Genomic DNA, 21,340 nt, shown 5'->3' on the forward strand with positions numbered 1-21,340 from the left:
CAATACCCTGCCCAGACAAGACTCCCGGGCACCGCCTCCCGCTCGGGAGTCATCTTGTGTCGTGCAACCCCACATCATTTCACACGATGGAGCCTGGAGACAGGTGGCCCCGGGTACGCCCTTGCGCTGGCGTTAGCGTAACGCGCCCTCACCTCTCGAGGTACGCCCAAGCAGCGGTCGTGCACGAAGGCATCCCGGTCGAGCGCGTAGGGGTTTTTAAATAGCTATTTAAAAACGGCCTACGTGCGAACCCACCGATGACGTCCCGGCAAGTGGTACACCATCACCGGGGACTACAGCAACTCACCCCTTGCCTCACGCCCCGCCCCCCGCTCACGGCGCTCGCTGCGGGCCTCGCCGGTACCGCGCAGGGCTGTCGTCGCCGTGCCGCAACGACCCGGCGCCCCCCTGTCGCCGCCCTGCCGTCGAGGCTCGTCGCCGCTGCACCGGGGCGCTCGTCGAGGCCGTCGGCGAGGGTCGGGCCCCATTTCAACGATCGTTGAAATGCGTGGCGAGCGTTATCGTGCCGTGTGCCCGCCGCCACGCCGCCTCCGCCACTGCTCGGCAGCGGATACGATTCTCTCCTGCCCCTCACCAGGATCTGCCCTTGCCCCGTCGAAGACCGACCCCACACCCAGCCGGACTGGTTATGAAACTGTCTACTCGCAGAAGAGGGGGCGAGACCGTGAACCGGGCCCACCGACAGTCGGACTGGCGCAGTCCGTGGAGTCGTCTCATGATGGGGGTCGTCGCTGCCGCCTTGGCGGTCGCCGTCGGGGCGGCCCTCGTCGCGACCGGGTCGGCCATCCCCGCCGCCGCGGCCACGCCTCGCGACACGCTGGTCATCGGCATGTCGACCGGCATCCTCATCACGCTGGACCCGGCCGCGGTGTACGAGGTCGAGGGGGCCGTCATCGTCGACCAGCTCTACGACAAGCTGGTGGAGCTGGCCATGGTCGACGGTCATATCGAGGTGGTGCCCGAGGCCGCCGAGACGTGGCAGCTGGCCGACGACGGCGTGACGTGGACCTTCTTCATCCGGGAGGGGATGCGTTTCCCCAGCGGACGGCCCATCACGGCGCATGACGTGGAGTACTCCATCCGCCGCGCCGTCCGCCTCAACCGCGGTCCGGCGTGGCTGCTCAACCAGATCGGCTTCACGCCCGACAACGTCACCGACACGGTGCGGGCCCTCGACGAGCGGCGCCTGCAGCTCCGGGTCTCGCAGCCGTTCGCGCCCAACCTGGTGCTGTCGATCCTGACGTTTCCGCTGACCAGCATCGTCGACCGCGAGGTGGTAGAGGCCCACCTCACCGCCGGCGACCTCGCCACCGACTACCTCAAGGATCACAGCGCCGGCTCCGGTCCCTACCGCCTGGTGCGCTGGGAGCCCAACCAGATCGTCGAGCTCGAGGCCAACCCCACCTACTGGCGGGGCGCGCCTCCCATCCGCCGCATCATCATCCGTGACATGCCCGAGCCCTCGGCCCAGCGCCTGGCCATCGAGCGCGGCGACATCGACGTCGCCTGGAGCCTCACGCCGCTCATGCGCAAGGAGCTCACCGCCCAGGGCCGCACCGACCTGCGGGTGGTGCGGGTGCCGGGCCACGGCATCGAGTACCTGGCCATGAACGTCAAGTACGAGCCCCTCTCCCACCCCAAGGTGCGGGAGGCCATCCGCTGGGCCATCGACTACGACGCCATCCTCGACGACATCTTGCTGGGCGAGGCCATCCCGCTGCAGACCTTCATCCCGACGGGGTACTTCGGGCACAACCCGGCTCGCCCGTACACACGTGACGTCGAGCGGGCTCGCCAGCTCCTGGCCGAGGCCGGGTATCCCAACGGCTTCGCCGTGGAGCTGGTGACCAACACGGGCAGTGCGACCCGGGCCGACGTGGCCCAGATCATCCAGAGCAACCTGGCCGACATCGGCATCCGCGTCCAGATCACCCTCATGCAGGCCGGGCCCATGTACGAGAAGTACCGGGAGCAGGGTCTGCAGATGATCGTGGCGGGCTGGGGCGTCGACTACCCCGACCCGGATGCGCTGGCCAAGCCGTTCGCCGACGGCAGCGTGCGGCAGCTGGCCTGGCGTAACGCCTGGTACGACGAAGAGGCGACGCGCCTGACGGCCGAGGCCATGGTGGAGCGCAATTCCCAGCGCCGCCAGGCCCTCTACCAGCAGCTGACCGAGCTGGTGCTGCATGAGGGGCCGTTCGCCATCCTCTACCAGCCCGTCAACGCCTGGGTCGTGCGCAGCAACGTGCAGGGCTTCGAGGAGGCGGCCGCCCTCGGCACCATGCACTTCGACATGACCCGGGTCCGCAAGGCCGGATGAGCCGGATCGACGGAGCGCCCGGCAGGCCCTGACAGGGGGGCTCTCGCACGAGCGCAGGCGGCCGGAGCCGGGCGTGGGTACGGCCGGCTCCGGCCGCCCCATACCTTGGCGGCGACCGGAGGCGGCGTCGCCGGCAGAGGGGAAGCCATCCATCCCGTGAGCATGGCCCAGTTCGTGGCACGCCGGCTGGTGCTGATGGCCATCGTCCTGTTTGGGGTGCTGGTCATCACCTTCGTCGTGTCGCACGTCATCCCCGCCGACCCGGTCGGCGCCATCCTGGGCGGCAACGCCCCGCCCGAGAAGGTAGCGGAGCTGCGCCGCCAGCTCAACCTGGACAAGCCGCTGCCCCAGCAGTTCGTGACGTACCTGGCGGGGGCCGTGAGAGGCGACCTGGGGCGGTCGCTTCGCACCGGGCGGCCGGTGACCGAGGATATCGGGCGCTTCTTCCCGGCGACGCTGGAGCTGGCCCTGGCGGCCACGCTGGTGGCGCTGGCGGTGGGCATCCCGTTGGGGGTCGTCTCGGCCGTCGGGCGCAACCGGCTGCCGGATCACGTGGCCCGGGTGCTCTCCATCGTGGGGGTATCGATGCCGGTCTTCTGGCTGGGGCTGGTGCTGCTGCTGGTCTTCTACTTCCGCCTGGGGTGGCTGCCCGGCAGCGGGCGGCTGGACCTCTTCACCATCGAGCCGCCACGGGTGACGGGGCTGCTGCTCGTCGACAGCCTGCTGGCGCGGGAGTGGGAGGCGCTGCGAAGCGCCCTGTCGCACCTGGTGCTGCCGGCGGTGGTGCTGGGCTTCTCGGCGACGGCCAACGTGGCGCGCACCTCCCGTTCCAGCATGCTGGAAGTGCTCTTCCAGGACTTCGTGCGCACGGCCCGTGCCAAGGGCGTGCCCGAACGGGCGGTGGTGCTGCGCCATGCGCTGCGCAACGCCCTCATCCCCACGGTGACGCTGGTGGGGCTCATCTTCGGGAGCCTGCTGGAGGGGGCCGTGCTGACCGAGACCATCTTCTCGTGGCCGGGGCTGGGGCGCTACATCACGACCGGCTACCTGGCCCTGGACTATCCCGCCGTCATGGGCGGGACGCTCTACATCGCCGTCGTCTACAGCCTGGTCAACCTGGTCGTCGACATCCTCTACGCCGTCATCGACCCCCGGGTGAGGGTCTAGATGAAGGCCCCGACGAGTCCGCGCACCCGCGCAGGAAGGGGCGTCGCCGCTGCCATGTCGACCGCACCCCCCGCCGCACCTCGAGCCGCACCGCTGGGAGCGGTGCCCCGGGTGGCGCCCGGCGACGGCTGGCGGCGCCTGGCCCGGATCTGGTGGCGCAACCCGCTCAACGCCATCGGCTCGGTCATCATCCTGGGGCTGGTGGGGGTAGCCGTGGCAGCCCCCCTCATCGCCCCCTACGATCCCCTGCAGCAGGTGCTGAGCGAGCGGCTGCAGCCGCCCAGCGCCAGGCATTGGTTCGGTACCGATCAGTTCGGCCGCGACATCTTCAGCCGGGTCGTGTACGGCACCCGCATCGAGCTGCAGGTCATCCTCATCGTCTCGCTGCTGGGCAGCACGCTGGGGACGGCCGTGGGTTGGTGAGCGGCTACTTCGGGCGGTGGGTCGACGAGGTGCTGATGCGGCTCACCGACATCTTCCTGGCCTTCCCCAGCCTGGTGCTGGCCATGGCCTTCGCGGCGGCGTTGGGCCCGAGCCTGCCCAACATGATCCTGGCCATCGCCGTGGTGACGTGGACGCCGTACGCCCGGCTGGTGCGAGGCGAGACGCTGCGGCTCAAGAGCATGGAGTTCGTGGAGGCGGCCAGGGCGGCGGGGGCGCCGACGTGGCGCATCCTGCTGCGGCACATCCTGCCGCAGACGCTGCCGGTCGTGCTGGTGCAGGTGACGCTGCGCATGGGCACCGTCATCCTGACGGCGGCGGGGCTGGGCTTCCTGGGGCTGGGGGCGCAGCCGCCGACGCCGGAGTGGGGCGCCATGGTCAGCGACGGGCGCAACTACCTGGTGGACCAGTGGTGGATGTCGACGCTGCCGGGGCTGGCCATCGCGGTGACGGTGCTGGGCTTCAACTTGCTGGGCGACGGCGTGCGCGACCTGATGGATCCCCGCTTGAGGAAGTGAGGCGGGGGGGGGGCGGCCGGCGCCCCCGTCGGTGGCGGCTCTCGGTCGCACGAGTGTGCGGTAAGTGCACCGGCTCCCCCCATGCGAAAGCGAGGAGCGCCACGGGGCGCTCCTCGCCGTGCGAGGCCTGGTACAAGTCGGCCGTCAGGCCCCGGACTCGCCGGACGGGGGTTGCGAGGCGTTGCCGCCGCCCTCGGGCGAGCGCTTCGAGCCCCCCAGCTTCTGGGTAAGGGCGGGCACCAGCTCGAGGAGCTTCTCCAGGCCGCCGCCCCGACCGCCCAACGAGTAGACTCGCAGCTCGCCGTCGACGACGGCGGCCAGCGCCGTGGGCACGAGCCGCATGCCGAGTCCGCCGCCGCCACCGGAGCCTTCGCCGGTCATCTTGCCCTCGCTGACGGGGCCCGTGCCGCTCCCGCCGCCGGCGCCGATCCCTACCGAAGCGGTCATGATGGGGATGAGGGTCACGTTGCCGACCTGGAACGGCTCGCCGATCACCCGGCGGGTGGTCATCATCCGTTCGACGTTGTGCATGAGGGTGTCGATGAGGGCCGCCACGTTGGTCTCCGCCATGTCAATCCGCTCCTTTCGATGGGCGCCGTCCGCTGGGGCGGCGCCAGACCAAACGACTGCTCAGGTGCCGCCCGACGGGGCCGATCGGGGGGCGCCAGACACGCGCCTGCGCAGGCGGCGCCACCGCCTGCGCCACCAGCGACTCAGCGCTCGCCTCACCAGCCGGCGGGCCGGGCGGCTCGTGGCGAGGCGCATGCCGGCCCCCACGGCCCGCCCGGGCCAGAGCCGCAGTCGCCCCTGCCACTCCATCTCCCACTCCTCGCCTCCCTCCTCGCCCGCCAGGGGCGGCCGCCCTGCCAGGGGCGGTAGCTCGATCACCTCGACCCGCCCCAGCCGTACGGGGATGCCTAACCCCCGAGCGGCACCCCCCAGCCCCAGCGCCCAACCGGCCACAGCCGGGTCGGCCACGGCAAGGCGAGGGACCTCGAGCGCCCGCACCTCGACCGACCGGAGCAGGCGCCGCACGAGCTCCGGCACCTCGGCCAGCCACTCCCGGGCGAGACGCAGCAGCCGCAGCGCCCCGGCGCGTCGAGCGGAAGCGGCGCCCTCGAGCGTGCGCGGGCGCCGTAAGGGCCGACCCTTAGCCGGGGCTCCCCCTCGCCTGCGAGCAAGCCTCGGCCAGCTCCGGCGAAGATGGGCCTTCCGCCGCCGCGGGTGCAGCCGCAGCCGGAATCGCCCCAGTACCGTGGCCTCCAGCCGGTAGCGCCACTGCCCCCCGGTGCGCTCACCCCGGACGGTCAGGTCGACGGGGGCCAGGAGAGCCGCGGTGCCCGCCGCCACCAGCAGGCCCGCCAGCGAGAGCGCCGCGGTCAGGCCGGGGCCCATCGGCGTACGCCCTCCGAACCCGAACGGCGCCCTTCTCGCGCGCCCGGCACCATCCAGGCCGACGCCCGCCACGGCAACGTCCAGAGCATGCCTGGCGCCAGCCCGGCGAAGGGGGCAAGGCGCGCGAAAGGCCGCCCCGGCGGTGACGGAAGGGATGCCGGAGATGGCGCCAGTGCCTGTTGCCATCTCCTGGCGAGGCGGCTGACCATGCCTCTCGTGCGGGCGGCGGCTCGCACGGCGCCGGTCGCCATCCCCCACGACCCCGCCAGCATGCGGCGGGCCACGCGGCCGCCGGCCCCAGGGCGGCCAGTCCCACTGCCGCCACAGGCCCGCCGGGCCCGACGCGGCCTCTCGGGATCCGACTCGCTCGTCGCCTGCCTGCCGGCCCACCCGGCCGGCCACCCGCCGCACCACCTGGCTGGCCACCTCGCTGACCACCTCACCGGCCGCTTCGGCCGCTGCCGCCGGTGCCACCGACGGTGCCTCCCCCCACCGCGCCGCCACCCAGCGCGCCACCGCCACGTGCTGGCCGACCCGCATCTGGCAGGCCGGGCATCGGCGCAGGTGTTGGACCAGCAGCAGGGTCGGCAGCTCCTGCAGCGTGCCGTCCGCCAGCTCCGCCAGCAGCTCCTCCGGCGGGCATGCTGTCCGGCTAACCATCACTCCCCCACCTCCTCGAAGAGCGCCCGCCGCAGCGCCTGCCTGGCCCGGAACACATAGGTCTTGGCCGTCCCCTCCGGCCACTCCCCGGCCGCCGCGATCTCGCCGTAGGAGAGTCCCTCGACCGCCCGCAGCCACAGGGCCGTCCGCCACTCGGCGGGGAGGCGGGCCCACGCCCGTTCGAGGGTGCGCAGCCCCTCCTGCAGCAGCACCTGTTGCTCGACGGCGCCGTCCTGCGAAGCCGCCTCGGCCGGCCGTCGGCCCTCGCGCTCGGCCGGCCCGTCGCTCGTGGCCGCCAGCGCCTCCCACGACGTCTCCCGCCGCTGCCGCAACCGGGCCTGCTCCCGCCGGTTGCGGCAGACGTTGAGCACCACCTGGCGCAGCCACGGCTTGAAGGGCCGTTGGGGGTCGTAGCGGTGGAGCTGCGACGCCACCTGCAGCAAGGCATCCTGGCTCCACTCCTCGGCCAGCTGCGGTTCGCCGGCCATCAGGCTGCACAGTCGCAGGACGTAGGGGTAGTAGGCCTCGAGCAGACGCTCCAGGGCCGCCCGGTCGCCGGCGAGCCAGCGCCGCACGAGCCGTCCTTCGCTCGCCTCGGGGCCCGACACCGGCCCGCCACCCCTCCCTTGCCCTCTACCCTGTCTGTACAGGCCAGGACCGGATTGGTTTCAGCTGGACACGCGCCTTCGGACACAGGCGAGAAGCCAGGTCCCCGGGGCACCCACTGACCATTTCGCGGCACAGGCGCGTCGCCTCCAAGGGGGCGCGTACAGGGGCATTCGGTTCGCCGCATAGGGGTTTTTAAATAGCTATTTAAAACCCCCTAGTGCGCGGACCGGCACCCACTCGCCACGCCCGCGGGCGACGGCACACGGCGATGGGCGTCATGACAGGCTTCGTCGGCCCCGCCGATCGGCGCGAGTCGACGCTCCGGCGAAGGGGGGTGAGGGGAACAGGTGGTCTGGCCACGGCCTCGCCAGGTGCCTGGGATTGCGCCAGGCCCGCCATGACGGGGTCGGCATGGTGTTCAACGATCGTTGAACACCGACACCCGACTGCCCTCGGGCCGGTCCCGGCGGCCGCCTACTCCGCAGCCGCCGACTTTAGAGCCGTCGGCTTCATGCCAAACAGAAACCGCTTCAACCGGCTTCTCCTGACCAGCACCTCGTAGGCCACCAGCGTGAGCCCGCCCCCCACCACGCAGATGAGCGCCCACTTCAGGGCCACGCCCACCGGCCAGCGCACCACGAACCACCCGACCGCCACCAGCACCGTCTGGTGCAGGATGTAGAAGGGGTAGGCCGCCTCGCTGGCATAGCGCAGCACCGGATGGGCGACGTCGAGGTGTGCGTGCGCCAACCCCACCAGGGCGATGACCCACGCCCACCCATTGACCGTCTCCATGAGCCCGACCAGCAAGTCCCCGACCACCGACGAGGCCCAACCTGGCCGGCTCCCCCAGATGACCAGCAGCCCGGCGCTGGTGACGGCGCCCACGGCCAGAGCGATCCGCCGGTGCCTATCGACGGCCCTCTGCCACGCCGCCTCCGACATGAGGACGTAGCCGTAGACGAACAGCAGCCAGTAGAAGAACGGGTTCTTGCCGCCTGCTTCGGGCAGGAGCTTCATCGCTGCCAGGGGCACCGCGAGCAACAGGATGGCCCCCGGCCTCCCGACCCAGCTCGCGAGCCGCCCGAGCCACCTCCGCCCCGCCTCCCCCCTCCAGGCGAGTGCGAGAGGCAGCACCGAGCACGAGATGACGAAGAGGAACAGGATGAACCACAGATGCCCCGGCGTGAAACTCCCGAAGTATCCGGTCAGGTCACGGAAGTCACGGAAGTACCCGCCCACGAACTCGAGGTACGAAGCGGCGTACCCGGGCTCCCTCATCCGGGCCAGGTACCCTTGGGGCGGCACGATGACGAGGTTGCCGAAAAGGAAGGGAATGAGGAGGCGCCTGAAGCGTTCCGCCAGGTACCGGGACGGGTCTCTGCGGCCGAGGGAGAACCACGCCGCGCTCCCCGCGATGAAGAACAACAGCGGCATCTGCCACGGACCCATCAGCGCGACGAGGTAACTCAACCCGGCACTCGACTGGGCGTCTTTGACGTAAAACGGCTCCCAGACGTCGAAGATGCGGGCCGCATGGAAGGGGATCAGCAGCAGCACCGCCATGCTCCGCAGCCAGTCCAGGTCGTAACGCCGCGTCGCCCGGCCACCTGCTTCTCTCTCAAGCACAAGCGGTAGGCACAAGAGCAGCACTCACTCCCGGCAGCCCCCCGTCGTGCATGCAGGCTCGCTCGCTCACGCTACCCCGCGCAAGTTCGCTAGGTAAGGGCTATTTCCGTTGGCGTCAGGCAGGATGGGACGCGGCCAGCCGCTCGACTTCACGCCACAACTTGTCGAAGGAGGGCGAGCGCTGCCGGGCCCGGTCGAGGTCGAACATCTGCGTCAGGGCGGGCTGGTCGACGGTCTCCGAGTAGTACCGGCCGGGCTCCATCTGCTGCTGAAGGTACTCCTTGGCGCCACGGACGGACTCGGGGTCGACGGGGGCAGTCGCGTCCTCTCGCACGCCCCTGCGTCCTCGCAGGCCCTCGAGTCCGGCCAGCAGCCAGGACTCGTACTCCGCCCTGGCCACGACCACGGCCACGGGCACGCTCGCGCGGGCGACCGACCGGGCCACCGACAGCAGAGCCGGTCCCAACTCTGCGGGGCAGTCGTCGTCAGCGTCCAGCAATATGAGGACGGCGGCATCATCGGCGACCATGCAGGCCAGGCGGACGGCCCGCTCGAGCCCATCAGGGTGCCGGAGCTGGCCCCTTGGGACTCGGATGTGCCTCTCCACTCGGACGTGGTGGGCCTCGCAGCGCTCCAACAGGCGCCGGAGCAGGACCGGTACGGCCTGGACCTCGCCGTGGCCCTCAACGATCGGAACGATCCCCACGGCCCGAGACTCCGTTCAGTGGAAAGAGTCGAAGCTGGCCCTGAATCCTTTGATATACCCGCTCGTCGGGTCTCAATTGCTCTAGCCGCAGCAGCTCGCCGACGCTGTACAGTTGCTCTCTTATCGCCTGCCGCATCTCCGGCCGCACCGGTGTGATAATGGACTCGTTGTCACGTGCCTCCACCGCCAGGATCGAGGAGATATCGATCCCGGGGTGGTCCAGCAGCTCCGGGCTATGGGTGGTGATGAGCAGGCGGGTCCTGCGGGACGCCTCCAGCAACGCGTCCATCAGCCTGACCGTCGCGCCGGGGTGGATGGCCACCTCCGGCTCCTCGATGGCGACCAGGGTCGGCGGCACCTGGTTGGCTCTCGCCTGGAAGGTGGCCACGAGCACCCCGAGCACCCGCAACGTGCCGTCGGACATGTTGGCCGCCAGGAAGCGCCATGGCGCCTCGTCGCCGGCCACCTTCTGACGAAACTCGAGCGTCTCCTTGGGCCCGATGGCGCGCGCCACCACCGAAGAGACGCCCGGCACCACCGAACTCAGGTACTCGCTGATGCGTTGGGCCAGCTCCGGCTGCTCGTCCGCGATCCGGCGCACCACCGACGCGAGGTTGCGCCCGTCGCGCTCGAGCAATTGGCCAGGGTCAGGGTCCTGGAGATCGCGGATCCGCTCGGGGTTGAGATTGTAGAATCCCATGTGAGAGAGTGCGTCATGCAGTGCGCGAAAACCCGAGAGGCCGGAGACCAGCGGAAGGTAGAGCCTGTCAGGTGACGTGGAGTCCGGCAAGTTCGGATGCGAGCTCTTTCGAAGTCGTCCGTTCTCGACGAGAAAGTGCCAGTGCTCCCCGTTGCCGAAGACCAGGCATTCCTCCCGTTGGACGTTGAAAGCACCGTGCTTCTGGGCGCCGACCTGAAAGGCATACCAACCGGTGGTCCCGGCCCCCAGATTGACGGTCAGGCTGATCCCGAAGTGTGTCGGGTGGCCTCGCGAGCGCCGTCGGACCTCGTGGATGCCCCCGCGATCCCGCAGGGCATGCTCCAGCGTCGCCCGCAGCGCGTCCGAGACGAACCGCAGAGCGTCGACGAAGTTGCTCTTGCCGGACCCGTTAGGACCCACCAGGAGCGTCAACGGCTGCAGCGACACGTCGCATGCCGCGATGTTCTTGTAATTCTTGAGGGCCACTCGCTCGACGTGCGGGCCGGCGGCATCCGTCGTCGTCATGGCTGACTCCTCGATACCAGCCGTTCTCGCAGGTCCGGGGACGGCTCCAGTATACGGCCCCGCGCAGTGGCGAGTCGAGACGAGCGTCCCCTGGCGGCGGTTGCGATGGCACGACCCGGGTTACGCACTGTCACGACGGGCAGGCGAAGCGCCGGTGCACGTCGCCGCCTCGCCCCACGTCGTAAAGTCCGGCCGGTGGCTGAAGAGCAGCACCTGGCGCCCGCCGGCGGCGATGGCGTCGAGGGTTTCGCGGATGCGCCCCAGGCGCTCGCCGTCGCAGTTGAGGAAGGGGTCGTCGAAGATGAACGGTAGCCGCAGATCCGACGCCATCAAGTCGGCGATGGCCAGCCGCAGCGACAGGTAGAGCTGATCCTGGGCGCCCTTGCTCAGTTGTGCCGGCACGGCGCGGGTGCCGTCGGGTTCGACGACCGAGACGGCAAACTGCTCGTCCAGCTCCACCCGCCGCCCCGCCCGCCCCGTGATGGCCTCGAAGTAGGCCGTCGCACCCCGCTCCAGCCGCTCCCGGTAGGAGGCCTGATACTGCCGCACCGTCTCCTCGAGCTCCCGGTAGGCCAGGGCCAGGGCCTGCGCCTCGAACCAGAGCGCCTCCCGCCGGCGGCGCAGCTCGGCCAGCTCGACCTCGGCCTCGGCGACGTTGACCGGCTGCTGGCCGGCGAGCCGGACCTCTTGCTCCCGCAACGCATCGAGTTCTTCGTCGAGCTGCTTGCGGCGCTGCCGGAGGGCGTCGGCTTGCGTCTGGATCTCCTCGAAGCGCTGGCTGGCCGACGCGAGATCCGAGACCATCTCCACCGGCGGCAGGGCGGGGTTGCGGCGCACGAGCTCGTCCAGCGCGCGGCTGGCCGCGACGGCGCCGTCCTGGGCCTGATCCACCAAGGCGGCCAGTTGCTCGGGCGTCTCGACCTGGCGGGCGGCCAGCAGGGTCTGCAGCGCCTGGCGGAGCTTGCCCATCTCCTGCAGGTGCTGCGCCCGCTCCTGCCAGCGCGCCAGGGCCCGGCCCGCATCGCCGCCGCAGGCCGCCAGGATGGGCGCCACGCGCCGGCGGATGTCCGTCGCCTCGGCCTCGAGATCGGCGATCTGGCGCTCGGCCTCCTCCACCTGGCTCGCCAGGGTCCGGGCGGCGCCGGCGGCTTCGCTGCGCACGTCGTCGAGCCAGTCAAGGCGGGCACGAGACTCGCTAGGGGCGGCCGCCCACCGGGCTCGCTCCTGTTGGGGCTCGTCCCACAGCGCCGGGTCGAAGCGCCCCAGCCATTCCCCCAGCTCGGCGACGGTGCGAGCCCCCGCCAGCGCCCCGAGCTCCGCCCACATGCCCCCGGCCCGGTCGGGCGAGAGCGTGTCGACGGCACCCGGCGCCGCCCCCCACTGCTCCCGGGCCAGCGACTCCAGGGCCTGGTGCACCTCGGCCCGCTGGCGCTCGAGCGCCTCCCTCTCCTGCAACGCCTTCGCCGGGTCGCCGTAGCGCGCCACGAAGGGCCGCACCGCATGCTGGAAGGTCTGCCACTCGACTTCCGCCGCCCGCACCTTCGCCTCCAGCGCCGCCAGCGCCTCGTCCGACGGCACCTCGGCCTTGCGTCGCGCGATCTGCTCCCGCTGCGCCTGGAACTGCCGCCACTGCGCCCGCAGCTCCGCGAGGCGCGCCCCCGATTCGCCCGCCAGGTCGCCGAGCATCCGGTCCACCCGTGCCAGCTCCGTCTCGAGCCGCGCCCGCCGCTCCTGCACCTCGTCGACCGGCCCCGCGTCACCCCCGCCGAGCATCCTCGACGCCCCCACCAGCGCCACGATGCCGACGGCCAGTGCCCCCACGACGGCCACCGCCGCCCCGGCCCCGGCCGCCCTCAGCCCGACGAAGGCCACCACCGCCGCCACCGCCCCCGCCACGAGGGCGGTCGCCCTCGCCCGCTGGCGCCGGTCCATCCGCTCCGCCATCTGGGCCTCGGTCTCCCGGAGCGCGTCGCGAGCCTCGAGCAGCTCCAGCTTCTCGTCGATGGCGGTGGCCACCTGAGGCTCCATGGCGACCACCTCGGCGAAGGCCTGCTGCAGCTCGCGCTCCTGGCTCTCGAGGTCGCGGCGCCGCTCGAGGGCCCGGTCGAGCTCCGCCCGCGCCTCCTGCAGCTGCCGCTCCAGGCGGGCGCGCTCCCGTTCGTAGTCGCGCAGCCGCACCAGGATCTGGGCATCGGCCTCGCCCAGCGGGGCGTACGCCTCGAGCCGGCGCCCGAGCTCCTCCAGCCACGCCTGCAGCGTGCACCGGCGCTCCCACACCGCCAGCGCCGCCCGCCCCCATGCCTGCCGCAGCGCCCGCACCCGCTCGTCCCGACGCCGACGCAGTCCCGCCAGCTCGGGCTCGATGTGAGCCAGGCGCTCGAGCAGCGTCCCCGTCTCCTCGGGCTCGCCCTCCATCTCGGGCCACTCCCGCCCGAGGCGCGCCTCGGCCTCCTTCAGGCGGCCCGCGAGTTGCGTGGCCTGCTCGAGGTGGCCCTTGAGCTCGGTACGCCGTCGTGCCTGGGCATGGTACCGGTCGGCCAGGCGCAGCCACTCCTGCCACGCCCGTTCGGCCGCCTCGGCCCGCTCCAGGTCCCGGCCGACCTGCGTCCGCTCCTGCTGCAGCTCGGCCAGCCGTTGGCGCACCTGCTGGAGCTCGTCGGCCGAGCGAGCCGAGGCCTGGATGGCGCCCTCGCGATCCCGGATGGCCTGCTCCAGGCGTTCGACCTCCCGTTCGGTATGGTCGTTGCTGGAAGCGACGCCCAGATCGCCCTTGCGCCGGGTGATCTGGCGAAGCCGGTCGACCAACGCCTTCAGCGCCCCCTGCACCGTACCGCCGCCCGCACCCGACAGCAGCGCCTGGACCTCACCGGGCAGCGTGGGCATCTCGGGCAATGGCTGACGCACGCAGAAGGTCTGGATGAAGAGATCCCTCGAGGCGACCCCGACCAGTCTCCTCAGGTGCTCGTCGAAGCTGACGCTCCTGCGGCGCGCCCGGGGATTATGGGTACTGTCGAAGAGGACCTCAGGCTTGGTCCCCAGCCGCTCCAGCCGCACCCGGTGCGCGTCGAAGTCCCGCCATACCCGGTACCGCTGGCCGTCGGCCGCCGTGAACTCGGCCTCCCCCTCGAACCGGGCGGCCCCGCCCCAGTGCCGGTAGCGGGCTCGCCCGAAGGCGGCCGGGTCGCTGGAGACCGGCAGCCCGAACAGGACCGCCGCCAGCCCCTCCACCAGGCTCGACTTGCCGAATTCGTTGGGCGCCACGAAGTGCGCCAGCCCACCCGGGAACTCCACCGCCACCTCGTCCCGGAACGGCCCGAACCCCCGCAGCACCAGGCGGTGCCACACCACACCCCCGGGAGTGCCGCTCACCGCGGCTCACCCCCCGCCAGGGCGTAGAGGCCCTGCCGCAGCGCCCGCTGCAGCAGGCGGCGAGTCTCCTCATCCTCTGCCTCGGCGATCCTGGCCTGCATGCGCTTGACGAAGAGGCCCCGGATGGTCGGTTCGGACGCCCAGCGTTCGAGCAACGCCGGGGCGAATAGCACCTCGTCGTCCACCACGCTCAGGTGGAAGAAGAGCCCCGCGAGCGCCGACTGCAGCTCCCGGGCCGACACCTCGTACGCCGGGGCACCCGTCAGCCGCACCTGCAGGATGCGCTCGGGGTCGGCCAGCGCTTCGATGGCCGATCGCAGCTCCGCTGCCCCACCGTAGGCCCCGGCATCGAGGCTGATCGTCTCGATGGGCTGGACTCCCTCGGCCGGGCAAGTGCGCACCTCGACCCGTGCCCGCCCCCCGGCCCGCGCGGGCATGTCCACCTCGACCACGGTCCACTGCCCGACGCCCGGGTCGTCCCACCCCTTGCCCTCCACCGCCCCGCAGTAGACGGCTGGGGTGCCGTCGAGGTCGTGCCGCTCGTGGCGGTGGATGTGGCCCAACGCGACGTAGTCGTAGCCCGCCCGCCCCAGCGCCGCCCCGTCCAGCGGCAGGCTCCGCTCGCCGCCCCACGTCCCCAGCGTGCCGTGCAGGACCGCCAGGTGAAACCCCGGCTCGTCCACCCGCGGAAACTGCGCCAGCGGCTCTTGGGTGGGCGTCAGGCCGCCGGTGTAGGCCAGGCCGTAGACGTGGACGGGCACGCCTCCAACCGTCACGGTCCCGGCATGCACGGGCACCGGGCTCTGCACCAGCAGCCCCGGCCACTCGGCCGCCCGTTCGCGGTAGACGGAGTCAGGGTAGGTGATCTCGTCGTGGTTGCCGGGCACGGTGACGACCCGGACGCCCGCCGCCTCCAGGCGGCGCAGTTGCTCCAATACGGAAGCCACCTGGGCCCGGTCGGGGCGGTGCGATTCGAAGAGGTCCCCGGCGATGACGACCATCCCGATGCGGTTGGCGGGATCGAGGGCGAAGCGCACCGCTCGCTCCAGCAGGCTATCCCGCCGCCGGCGGCGCTCGGAGCGCCGGGGCTCCTCCATGTAGGCGGGCGCCCACCCCAGGTGAAGGTCGGCGAGGTGCAGCAGCCTCAGCATCGACCGCTCCCCACGCTGATTCGCGGCCCCTCGGCAGGTGGCCAGACCTTCTCGTGACGCCGCAGCAGCTCTCCGGCTCTTCCTTCCATCCAGCCTACCACACATGCGTTCGCATTGCAGGAGAATCAAGTCAGGCAACGCTGGATCGCGTGCAGCTCTTGCAAGGCTGCGCCGATCGCGGCTTCTGAGAAATGCGGCTTCAAGCCTTTCACCGCCGCGATGACGTCCGGTTCGCGAGGCGCTTCGCCACCTGTCCCCATCCTCTTCCACACGTAGAAGCTGGTCGCCAGCAACTCCAGCCTCTTGGCCTCTGCCTTGCCAAACCGCTCGGCTACCCACCGAACACTATCGTGAAAGCGCGCTACCGACTCGGGCAACTCCCCAGGCGCTTGAGGCCCGGGATGGTAGTGCACGCCATACCCGTCGCCGCTCTCGACCTCGAGCCAACCCCGCATTCGCATGAAGGCGAGGTCGTCATCCAGATCGAAGCTGAAAGGCCCGTAGTGGTAGATGACGAACTCATACGGGACCGGGACCCGCGTCAACTCCCGCAGGAAAAACACGCACTTTTGGACGTGCGTGGCTCCGCTCCAGCTTTGGACCCGGTTGAGCTCCCGAACCAATGTCACGACCAGCATACGAGCCTCGCGACGCTCCATAGAGAAACTACATCCTTTCAATGCCGATCAGGTCTCACGCGCTTTGCTTCACGCTCGAGCCCACTAGCTCGCGCGCCCGACTCTCCACTGCCTTACGTAGCGGCTTGTCGTTTCTTGCATAGACCCGAGCGAAACCGAGAGGCGGCAATGTCTTCAACAACCTCGACTCCTGCTCCCACGAGGTCCGCTTTTTCCCATCGACGACCGGCATTCCCAATTCTCGGGCAGGAGCGAAGGGCTTGTAGTCATAATCGACCCAGACGTCTTCTCCGAATTCTCTTTGAAGCTGCTTGGCAATAGGGCCAATCCAGTCTGCTAAGTCCTCATCCAGCTCCGCGAGCGGCACCTCGTAGGCGACCCTGTAGTGGTTTCGCGCCAGGATGTCTCTGGCGACCCGAGAGCGTCCGGCAGACCCCCACTCCACCAGCTCATGTTCCACCAGTGCATCATCCCACAGCAGGTAGGCGTTAAGGTCCGTGACGGGAAAGCCCTTGCCTTCGAGCAGCTCCGTCACGAACTGGGTCAGGTGGTGGTCGTATATGCGGCGTACCTTGTGGAAATACACCTGCTGAAACATGAAGTAACGAGCCAGCAACAGCCCTTCAGCAGCGTGGACCCCACCTTTCTCCAAGGCCACCATCGGATCTCCGGTCTCGGGATGGGCGATGAACGCCAGCGTGTGGATGAACCGGTCCGCGTCGAACTGGCCATACTTCACGCCTGTATGCAGCGAGTCTCGGAGCAAGTAGTCGATCCGGTCGGCTCCGAAGGTCCCCGTAATGATCTCCGTTAGGAATTGGCTCTGAGCACTGAGCTCCAGGCCGGCCTTTTGGGACTCCTTAGGACCGATGGCAACGGGAAGGATGTCCTTGACCTTGATACCGGCCTGGTAGAACCCGTCCTCAACGAGCTGCTGAATCTCGCCCTCTTCGATCAGGCGTTTCGTCATCTGCTCATGGCCCCCTGGTAGCAGGCTCTCAGGTCCATGGGAGAAGGGGGCATGGCCTATGTCATGGAGCAGAGCAGCCAGCCGCAGGATCCTCCGTAGCCTCTTGGTGTCAGCGCGATCCGACAGTCCAAGGGCCACCTCCAATTCGGCCCTGTGCTTCAGAACGAGCAGGTCGAAGATCCGCGTGGCGAGGTCCATGACCCCGAGCGAGTGCTCGAAACGGGTGTGGACGGCGCCTGGATACAGGAGATACGTGGTCGCGAGCTGCTTGATGCGCCGGAGACGCTGGAAGGGGCGCGAGTTGATGAGGGCCCTCTCCATGTCGTCGTACAGGATGAACCCGTGCACGGGGTCGCGGATCTCGTACGTGGCCCCGCCCCCCTTCCGTTCCGCCTACCGGACCGAGGTCGCAGGCCGACCCTCCAGAGTGCAGTTTACCCGAACAGGTGATCGGTCACAAGGATGGCCTAACCGTCTCGTGTCACCCTTCCAGCCACTGCCACCCCACCATCCGCATCTGCTGCGCCTGGGGCTCCCTTGCTCGTGCGCCCGCTGCCTCTCGGTGGGCAAGACGGTCCGGCGTCTGACTGATCGGCCTCGCGGCCAGTCGACGTACAACGCCCATGCGAGACGTCCCCGGCCACGTCCGCGCCGAGTTCGGGCAGGAGGTTCTCCTGAAAGGCCTTGCGGCCCACGCGGAGCATCGCTTCCGCCAGTGGGCCGAGCTCGCCGAGAAAGCCCGGCGGTTGCGTGACGAAGGAGGCGAGCTGCTTCTTCTCTCGGGTCGTCAGCGGCACGGTGTTGGAGGCGCGGGCGAGTGCCCGTTGGTAATCGGCGGGCTCCATCCGCCACAGATGCAGGCGCTGCCCGTAGCGCACCTTGAGCGCCCGGGCGATCAGGATGCCGGGAAGGTCGAAATCACCGCCGTAGAGCATCCTCACACCCGCCCGGGCAAGCCTGTCCAGCAAGCCGTAAGCCGCCAGGGAGGGTTGCCCTGCCGTGCAGACGAGCGTCGGTCCTTCCGGATCCGAGAAGGACTCCGCCAGGGAACCGAAGACGCTGGGGTTTTCGACGATGAACGTGGGGTCGCTCGCCGCAACCTCGACCCAGCGCCGCACGGCACGCAACGGGTAGGCGATGGGTACACCAGCCTCCCGCACCCCCGTCACCAGCGGGTCCGACCGGCCATCCGTCAGGGTGGCAGCGCGCAGGTTGGCCACCAGTACCGTGCTCGAAAGGTCGTCTCGCGCCAGCCCGACCGCCGCCAGGATGGCTTCGCGGCGCATGGCCGGCGAATCGATGCCCGACAGGTCCAAGGCCAGCTCGGGCAGCAGGTCGGCCAGCGCCCGCTCCAGCAGCCGCCCCGCCTCCCGGTCAGGGTCCAGCGCATGGGGGTCGCCCGTCAGGCTCGCCGCGAACACCGGCAGGCTCTCCTGACGGCCCCGCGGTCCGGGCAGGGAGGCGAGGGCCCTCGCCACGACCCGGGTAACTTGGGGAAGAGGCGTTCCCACCCGGGCTGACGTATCGCCCTTCCCTTCGAACGCACGCCGAAGCCAGGAGAGGCTGTGGGCCGCCTGACCCTCCTGCAGCGCCGCCGCCCAGCGCATGGCCACGGGGTCATCGAGGGAGGCGGCCTCCTGTTGGATCGCGTCCAGAAGCCGCCCCCACGCCATAGCCCGGGCCTGCCGCCTGGCCGGCCGCGTGACGATGGGGCTGCCAAAGTACCCCTCGAGCAGCTCCGGCAGGGTGCATGCGAACCGGCTGGCCCGCAACGCCGCATCGAATCGACCCAGGTCCAGCGTCAGCACCGCCCCGCTGCCGTCCCCCGGGCCGACGCCTGGCCCCGCTCCGCCTGGCGAGGGCACCGCGCCGTCGCGCCGCAGGCGCCCCCGGTGCGTCCCCAGGAAGTCCCGCAACGCCAGCCGCTCTTCCTCGCTCAAGACCAGCCGCACCCGCCCGCCCACGCGGCCCAGCGACTCGTACCGCTGCCGGAGCGCCTCCAGGATGCGGGAAAACGGGCGCTGCCGAAAGTATCGGACCGCCTCGGCCAGACCCGGCTGCGCCACCGCGGCTCACCGGCTCCCGTCCGCGGGGGCCTGTCCGTCGCGCGAACGGACGGTCGCCAGCCCGCGGCCGGCGTCCCCCGCCTCGGCGCCGTCCGCCTCCCTGCCGTCCACGGCCCCCGCCTCTTCGCTTACCAGCCGCCGCCCGTCCCACACGAACCACACGGGCGTGACCACGTTGCCGCCCTTCACGAGCTCGTACACCGAGCCGGCCGGCAGGGTCGGAAAGTCGCCCCACAGCTTCTCGCTGGTCATGATCCACGAAAAGCCCAGCCGGTCGAGCAGGCCGAACATCTCCCGCGTGTTGGCCTCGTCCACCCCCGCGAACGCCTCGTCGAGCCCGATGAGCCGCGGCGCGTCCTCCGCCGCCCCCTGATACCGGGCATACGCCGCCGCCACCAGGGGGATGAACATCCGCAGCGACTTCTGCCCCCCGCTGCCCGCCGCGAACCGGGTGTCGGTCAGCTCCCGCTGCGGCTCGCCCGGCATGGCGCTCATCAGATGGAAGCGGAACCACTTCCGGTAGTCCAGCGCGTCGGCCAGCCCCTGGGCGAACACCACCTGGCTGTTGGGATCGCGGAAGCGCCGCCTCACCTCGTTGACCCGCCGCCTGAACTGCTCCACCAGCTCCCCGAACTCCGCGTCGGTCAGCGTCTCGGGGTCGCGCTGCAGCAATTCCACCAGGCGGCCCGGATCCTCGTGGGTCACCCGGTCCGCCGGCTTGGGCCGCCAGTGCAGGGTCAGCCGCTCCCCGCCCACCAGGGGGTGCTCCTTCAGAATCGCGTTGATGGCGTCCCGCCAGCGGTAGGCCATCTCCAGGCGGTTGCGGATCTCGTTGCCGGCGTCTTTCAGGATGATCTGCTCGTAGAGCTCCGTCTCCTTTTGCTGCAGGATCAGCTCGTCCCGGGCCTTTTCGTCTTTCAGCTCCGACTCCAGCTCGTTGGGCTGCAGCGCCACCCCCCGCCGCTTGAAGTAAAGGCGGTCGCCTTCGAGGATGGGCGGCAGCTCGACCAGGGTGATGCGGGCGTTTTGAAGGGATACGGTCAACTCCCGGAAGGCCTGCCGCTGGCTCTCCTCCACGCTCTCCCGAAGCCGGGCGTCAGCGGTACGGCGGAATTTGAGCAGGTCCTCGGCCGCCCTGGCCGGCCCGTCGGGGCCGCTCTCGAAGAGGTCGAGGGCGTGGCGCAGGCTCGGGTGGGCCTTCAGCCGGTCGTGCAGCTTCTCCCGGGCCTCGGCCTCCGCCTCGGCGGCGCGGTCCCGGCGGACGGCTGCCTCCTGCACCTGATGGCGGCAGTGCGTCACCTCGGTCTCCAGGGACCCCACCCGGGTGAGCAGCTCCTTCTCCTCCTTCTCGGCCGATGCCAGCTCGGCCTCCAGGCGCCTGAGCTCTGCCAGCAGCGCCTCGACCGAGACGCCCAGGCTGGCCAGCAGGTCCCGGCGGGCCGACACCTGGCCCTCCAGTTCCGCCACCTGCTCGCGGGCCGCCTTCAGCGCCGCCCGGTCGCCTTCCAGGCGCGAAGCCGCCTGGCTCCGGTCGGCGGCGGCCTGCCAGCAGGCGCCGGCCAGCCGCTCCTCGTGGGCCGACTCCCGGTCGAGGGCGTGAGCCTCCTGCATGACCTGGTCCGTCTGGTGGATGAGCAGCCGCACCCCATCTTCGTCGCGTCCCCGGGCCTCGGGCACGGGCCCCGTCGCCTCGGCCAGCGCCGCCCGGGCCGCCTCCAGCGCGTCGAACGCCTCCCGCACCCGCCGCGTCGCCCCGTCCAGCCGGTCCTGCTGCTGGCGCACGGCCTCCTCGGCCAGATCGAGCCGGTGAACGGCGTCATAAAGCGCCTGCCAGGCGGGCAGCGCTTCGCCCTGGCGCCACTTGCCCTCCAGGGCCTCCAGCTCGCCCCGAGTCCGGTCGACGGCCGCCTCGGCCTCCCACAGGTCCCGCTCCAGCTCTTGAAGTTGGGCCTGGAGCCGCTCCACCTCGGCCTGGCGGGTGCGGCGGCGGTTCTCCCGGCCCAGGTAGGCGGGGGCGCTGCTGGGTTGGGCCGAGCCCCGAAGCGGCCCCGCCCGAAAGCCCTCCGGCCCCACCGCCAGCGGGTAGGCGGACATATTTCCTGGGGAATGGGCCGAAGCGGCAGGTAGCCCGGCGGGGTGCCATCCCACGCTGCGCAGGGCCGCCTCCACGGCCGCCGCCCAGCGGGGATCCTCCCGCAGCGCCGGGTCCGGCTGCAGCACGTCCCACAGGGTCAGGGCCCCGGCGTCGCCCTCGGCGTCGCCGTTCCCGGAGGCGTCGGCGTTGGCCAGGACGGCAGAGCTGCCCGGCGCCAGCCACCGGTCGGCCAGCCCGGCCCCGACCAGTAGACCGGCCACCCGGTCGGCGTACTCCTGAGGGACCACCAGGGCGTCGAGCAGCCCCGCCTCGGCCAGGGCCTGCTCCAGCCGCCCCGCCGTCTCGCCGGCCACGGCCTGC

Annotated in this window: 14 protein-coding genes and 1 pseudogene; 3 read left to right on the top strand and 12 right to left on the bottom strand. The window is 70.8% G+C overall.

The annotated features are described in order from the left end of the window. Positions 1–685: 685 nt before the first annotated feature. The 3 genes and pseudogenes from VLY81_RS09555 (at position 686) to nikC (ending at position 4,467) form a co-directional block, all read left to right on the top strand. Complete coding sequence (locus VLY81_RS09555) at positions 686–2,341, top strand: ABC transporter substrate-binding protein (protein WP_324667930.1); 1,656 nt, start codon at positions 686–688, stop codon at positions 2,339–2,341. A 162-nt stretch (positions 2,342–2,503) separates the two neighbouring features. Next, positions 2,504–3,508 (top strand): ABC transporter permease, encoded by a 1,005-nt coding sequence (locus VLY81_RS09560; RefSeq protein ID WP_324670388.1) that lies wholly within the window; start codon positions 2,504–2,506, stop codon positions 3,506–3,508. A gap of 54 nt (positions 3,509–3,562) precedes the next feature. Beyond that, a pseudogene (gene nikC, locus VLY81_RS14715) lies at positions 3,563–4,467 on the top strand (nickel transporter permease). 144 nt (positions 4,468–4,611) lie between these two features. Here the strand turns inward: nikC and VLY81_RS09575 are convergent. The 12 genes from VLY81_RS09575 to VLY81_RS09630 form a co-directional block, all read right to left on the bottom strand. Then, positions 4,612–5,037 carry a GerW family sporulation protein gene (locus tag VLY81_RS09575; protein ID WP_324667933.1) on the bottom strand — a complete coding sequence of 142 codons (426 nt, stop codon included), beginning with the start codon at positions 5,035–5,037 and terminating at the stop codon, positions 4,612–4,614. A gap of 60 nt (positions 5,038–5,097) precedes the next feature. Beyond that, entirely contained in the window at positions 5,098–6,522 is a 1,425-nt protein-coding gene (locus VLY81_RS09580; protein ID WP_324667934.1) for a hypothetical protein, read from the bottom strand. Beyond that, a complete protein-coding gene (locus VLY81_RS09585; protein WP_324667935.1) occupies positions 6,522–7,130 on the bottom strand; it encodes an RNA polymerase sigma factor in 609 nt (202 codons plus the stop codon). The genes VLY81_RS09580 and VLY81_RS09585 overlap by 1 nt, the downstream gene beginning before the upstream one ends. 475 nt (positions 7,131–7,605) lie before the next feature. After that, a complete protein-coding gene (locus VLY81_RS09590) occupies positions 7,606–8,760 on the bottom strand; it encodes an acyltransferase family protein (RefSeq protein ID WP_324667936.1) in 1,155 nt (384 codons plus the stop codon). A 115-nt stretch (positions 8,761–8,875) separates the two neighbouring features. Continuing rightward, positions 8,876–9,466, bottom strand: a complete 591-nt coding sequence (locus VLY81_RS09595; protein ID WP_324667937.1) for a DUF4276 family protein — start codon at positions 9,464–9,466, stop codon at positions 8,876–8,878. Further along, entirely contained in the window at positions 9,444–10,691 is a 1,248-nt protein-coding gene (locus VLY81_RS09600) for an AAA family ATPase (protein WP_324667938.1), read from the bottom strand. The genes VLY81_RS09595 and VLY81_RS09600 overlap by 23 nt, the downstream gene beginning before the upstream one ends. Before the next feature lie 120 nt (positions 10,692–10,811). Next, complete coding sequence (locus VLY81_RS09605; protein WP_324667939.1) at positions 10,812–14,060, bottom strand: SMC family ATPase; 3,249 nt, start codon at positions 14,058–14,060, stop codon at positions 10,812–10,814. After that, positions 14,057–15,211 (bottom strand): metallophosphoesterase family protein, encoded by a 1,155-nt coding sequence (locus VLY81_RS09610; RefSeq protein ID WP_324667940.1) that lies wholly within the window; start codon positions 15,209–15,211, stop codon positions 14,057–14,059. Before VLY81_RS09610 ends, VLY81_RS09605 begins: the two co-directional genes overlap by 4 nt. Positions 15,212–15,336: 125 nt before the next feature. Then, on the bottom strand, positions 15,337–15,870 hold the full coding sequence (locus VLY81_RS09615; RefSeq protein WP_324667941.1) for a hypothetical protein: 534 nt from the start codon (positions 15,868–15,870) through the stop codon (positions 15,337–15,339). Between the two features lie 34 nt (positions 15,871–15,904). Continuing rightward, entirely contained in the window at positions 15,905–17,167 is a 1,263-nt protein-coding gene (locus VLY81_RS09620; protein ID WP_324667942.1) for an HD domain-containing protein, read from the bottom strand. A 119-nt stretch (positions 17,168–17,286) separates the two neighbouring features. Then, a complete protein-coding gene (locus VLY81_RS09625; protein WP_324667943.1) occupies positions 17,287–18,885 on the bottom strand; it encodes a TIGR02679 family protein in 1,599 nt (532 codons plus the stop codon). 6 nt (positions 18,886–18,891) lie between these two features. Beyond that, positions 18,892–20,979 (bottom strand): SbcC/MukB-like Walker B domain-containing protein, encoded by a 2,088-nt coding sequence (locus VLY81_RS09630; RefSeq protein ID WP_324670390.1) that lies wholly within the window; start codon positions 20,977–20,979, stop codon positions 18,892–18,894. Positions 20,980–21,340 lie beyond the last annotated feature (361 nt).

Origin of the sequence: Limnochorda sp. LNt (assembly GCF_035593265.1) — a bacterium.
Classification (GTDB): Bacteria; Bacillota; Limnochordia; order Limnochordales; family Geochordaceae; genus Geochorda; species Geochorda subterranea.

Bases quoted from the DNA above. Each gene is read 5' to 3' on its own strand.
- VLY81_RS09560 (WP_324670388.1), top strand. From the start codon at position 2,504: ATGGCCCAGTTCGTGGCACGCCGGCTGGTGCTGATGGCCATCGTCCTG.
- VLY81_RS09575 (WP_324667933.1), bottom strand. From the start codon at position 5,037: ATGGCGGAGACCAACGTGGCGGCCCTCATCGACACCCTCATGCACAAC.
- VLY81_RS09580 (WP_324667934.1), bottom strand. From the start codon at position 6,522: ATGGTTAGCCGGACAGCATGCCCGCCGGAGGAGCTGCTGGCGGAGCTG.
- VLY81_RS09610 (WP_324667940.1), bottom strand. From the start codon at position 15,211: ATGCTGAGGCTGCTGCACCTCGCCGACCTTCACCTGGGGTGGGCGCCC.
- VLY81_RS09630 (WP_324670390.1), bottom strand. From the start codon at position 20,979: ATGTCCGCCTACCCGCTGGCGGTGGGGCCGGAGGGCTTTCGGGCGGGG.
- VLY81_RS09615 (WP_324667941.1), bottom strand. From the start codon at position 15,870: ATGGAGCGTCGCGAGGCTCGTATGCTGGTCGTGACATTGGTTCGGGAG.
- VLY81_RS09600 (WP_324667938.1), bottom strand. From the start codon at position 10,691: ATGACGACGACGGATGCCGCCGGCCCGCACGTCGAGCGAGTGGCCCTC.